Origin of the sequence: Parasphingorhabdus sp., assembly GCF_036964675.1 — a bacterium.
Classification (GTDB): domain Bacteria; phylum Pseudomonadota; class Alphaproteobacteria; order Sphingomonadales; family Sphingomonadaceae; genus Parasphingorhabdus.
The window spans coordinates 1-2,455 of record NZ_JBALTF010000129.1 but is presented as its reverse complement, the minus strand read 5'-3'; the positions used below and the strand labels follow the sequence as shown (position 1 = coordinate 2,455).

Annotated in this window: 3 protein-coding genes; all 3 read right to left on the bottom strand. The window is 60.7% G+C overall.

Translation table 11 applies throughout. From position 1 onward, the window contains the following. Positions 1 to 99 precede the first annotated feature (99 nt). Positions 100 to 1,665 (bottom strand): class I adenylate-forming enzyme family protein, encoded by a 1,566-nt coding sequence (locus V7665_RS13440; RefSeq protein ID WP_335665042.1) that lies wholly within the window; start codon positions 1,663 to 1,665, stop codon positions 100 to 102. A gap of 70 nt (positions 1,666 to 1,735) precedes the next feature. Further along, the gene (locus V7665_RS13435) at positions 1,736 to 2,140 is read right to left on the bottom strand and encodes a GxxExxY protein (protein ID WP_335665041.1); all 405 of its coding nucleotides are present in this window, start codon (positions 2,138 to 2,140) and stop codon (positions 1,736 to 1,738) included. Positions 2,141 to 2,305: 165 nt separating this feature from the next. Then, positions 2,306 to 2,455 (bottom strand): LytTR family DNA-binding domain-containing protein, encoded by a 150-nt coding sequence (locus V7665_RS13950; RefSeq protein ID WP_442955232.1) that lies wholly within the window; start codon positions 2,453 to 2,455, stop codon positions 2,306 to 2,308.

Genomic DNA, 2,455 nt, shown 5'->3' with positions numbered 1-2,455 from the left:
GCCGTAAATGCCCCAGAGAGCGCCGGCCACCAGCGCGGCTGACACCAGCACCACGACAAGAAATGTCATCCACATGAAACGATGATCCGCCGCTGCAAACTAGCTTGCCTCAACCATCGCCCGCAACTCGGTCTTCAAAATCTTGCCGATATGGCTGCGCGGCAGTTCGTCGATCAGGCGCAGTTCGGACAGCCGCTGGGTCTTGCCGAGATCGGCATTGGTCGCCGCCTTCAGCGCCTCCAGATCGAGCGTCACCCCGACCTCGGCGACGACGAAACCGACCGGCGTCTCGCCCCATTGCCGCGAGGCCACCCCGATCACCGCGGCATCGGCGACACCCGGCTGCGCCGTCAGCGCCTCTTCCAGATCGCGCGGATAGATATTGAAGCCACCGGAGATGATCATGTCCTTCGACCGGCCCATCAGCGTGATGAAACCATCCTCGTCGACCTTGCCGATATCGCCCATCCGCTGCCAGCGGTCGCCATTTTCGTCATACCAGCTGGCTTCCTCGGTCTTCTCCGGCTGGTTCTTGTAACCCGACATCATCGTCTGCGACCGCCCGACCAGCTCGCCCATTTCGCCAGTCGGCAGACGGTTGAGCTGTTCGTCAACGGTGATCACCTCGCTGCCGCCCCAGGCGATGCCGACCGTGTGCAATTTGTCGGGATGCTCGTGGGCGAGCAACAGGCAGACCACGCCGCCCTCGGTCATCGAATAGATCTCGATCAGCCCGCCCGGCATGCGTTTGAGCACTTCGGTCTTCAGCTCCGCCGAGAAAGGCGCGCTGGTGCAATATTTATGGGTCAGGCTGCTCAGATCATAATCGTCAAAGCCGGTAAAATCCAGCAGCCGCTGATATTGCACCGGCACCAGCATCGTGTGGCTGGCGCGATGATCCTGCGCCAGTTCGAGCCAGCGCTGGCAATCGAACTTGCCCATCATCACAAGCGTCCCGCCATAAGCAATGGTCGGCGTGAAAAGCGCCAGCGTGGTGTTCGAATAGAGCGGCGTCGACAGCAAGGTGACCTGCCCCGGCTTGCCATAGCCGGTCGGCTCGCCGACCGCCGCATGATACCAGCGCATCTGGCGGCTGTGGACAATGCCCTTGGGCGTGCCGGTGGTGCCGCTGGAATAGATGATATTATAGGGGTCTTTCGGACCAACCCCAAGATCGGCCGGCATCGCGCCTTCGTCGGCCATCCAGTCAAGGATCATCGGCGCGTCATCCGTCGCCTGATCGAGCATGACATGTTTGAGCACCGGCAAGTCTTCGCCGCTCGCCAGCAGCTCGGCCCGTTTGGCGCTGTCGATGAACCAGTGCATCGCGCCGCTGTCGCGCGCCATGTTCGCCAGCTGTTTCGGCGTCGCCGAGGTGGTCAGCGGCGCCGCACAACCGCCGGCAACAATCGCGCCGAGATAGGCGAGCGCATAGCGCACCGTCGTCGTCCCGAGGATCGCCACCGCCTGCCCCTTTTGCAATCCGTCCGCCTGCAGCTGCGCCGCGATCCGGTTGACCAGCGCAGCGGTCTCCGCCCAAGTCAGCTTCTCCGCGCCATCATCCAGCGCGATCCGGTCGGGCTGGTTGACGGCATGGGCGTTGATAAGGTCCGCGAGATGGCCGAACGGCTGCTCGAGATAGCGGGCGGGATCTATATTTGTCATGGACCGCCTGATTCCGCATCCATGCGGAAAATGCAACGAACTTTAGTGACTAAAGCGACGACCCGCGCGCCTATGTTGCATGACCATTGCGAATCCGCCGGACCCCCTGCTTGAAACTCGGCGCTCCGAAATTGATCAGCAGTCCCATCGGCAGGTTCATCAGCCGCAGATAAGTGGTCACCCGCTGACTGTAGATCGGCAACAGATGGTCGGCCGATATGATCTCGATCAGCAGTTTATCCTCGACCAGAAGATCGCAGCAGAAGCCCTCGTCAAAGCTCTGATCGTCAACGATAATCGGAACCGGTTTCTGCCGCTCGACCTTCAGGCCCTCGCGCGTCAGCCGCTCAGCAAGCACGACCTCATAGACATTGCCGAACAGGCCCGGGCCGAGCTCGTCATAAATGCGGTAACCATTGTCGATCGCCGCGGATTCCAGCTTTTGACCGCCTGCGTTCAATAGAAATGTTTCCAACCGTCGGTCCTTCGTTGCAGACAGGAAGGCCTTCCACATTGGATATGACGGAAATGCTAAACGCTATGATTAACTGGAATTAACAAGAAATAGTCCGAATTTGCTGCTTGGCCTTTTCAGCTGCGCGTCAGTTTCCGGGCAAGCTGTTTGACGCTCGGCTGGCAGCTAGACGGAATTGCCCTCACTGAGCCCCGCGCGATACCTTCGGCTACCCGTAACCGTGCGTCCGTCGAGCAGGGATATCTCGAAGTCGCCGGATCGCGTCGGCGTCAGCGCGGCGACTTTTGTGCGGTTGACCAGCCGCGACCGGTGCAC

Excerpts from the sequence above, each read along its gene's own strand:
- V7665_RS13440 (WP_335665042.1), bottom strand. The coding sequence starts at position 1,665 with ATGACAAATATAGATCCCGCCCGCTATCTCGAGCAGCCGTTCGGCCAT.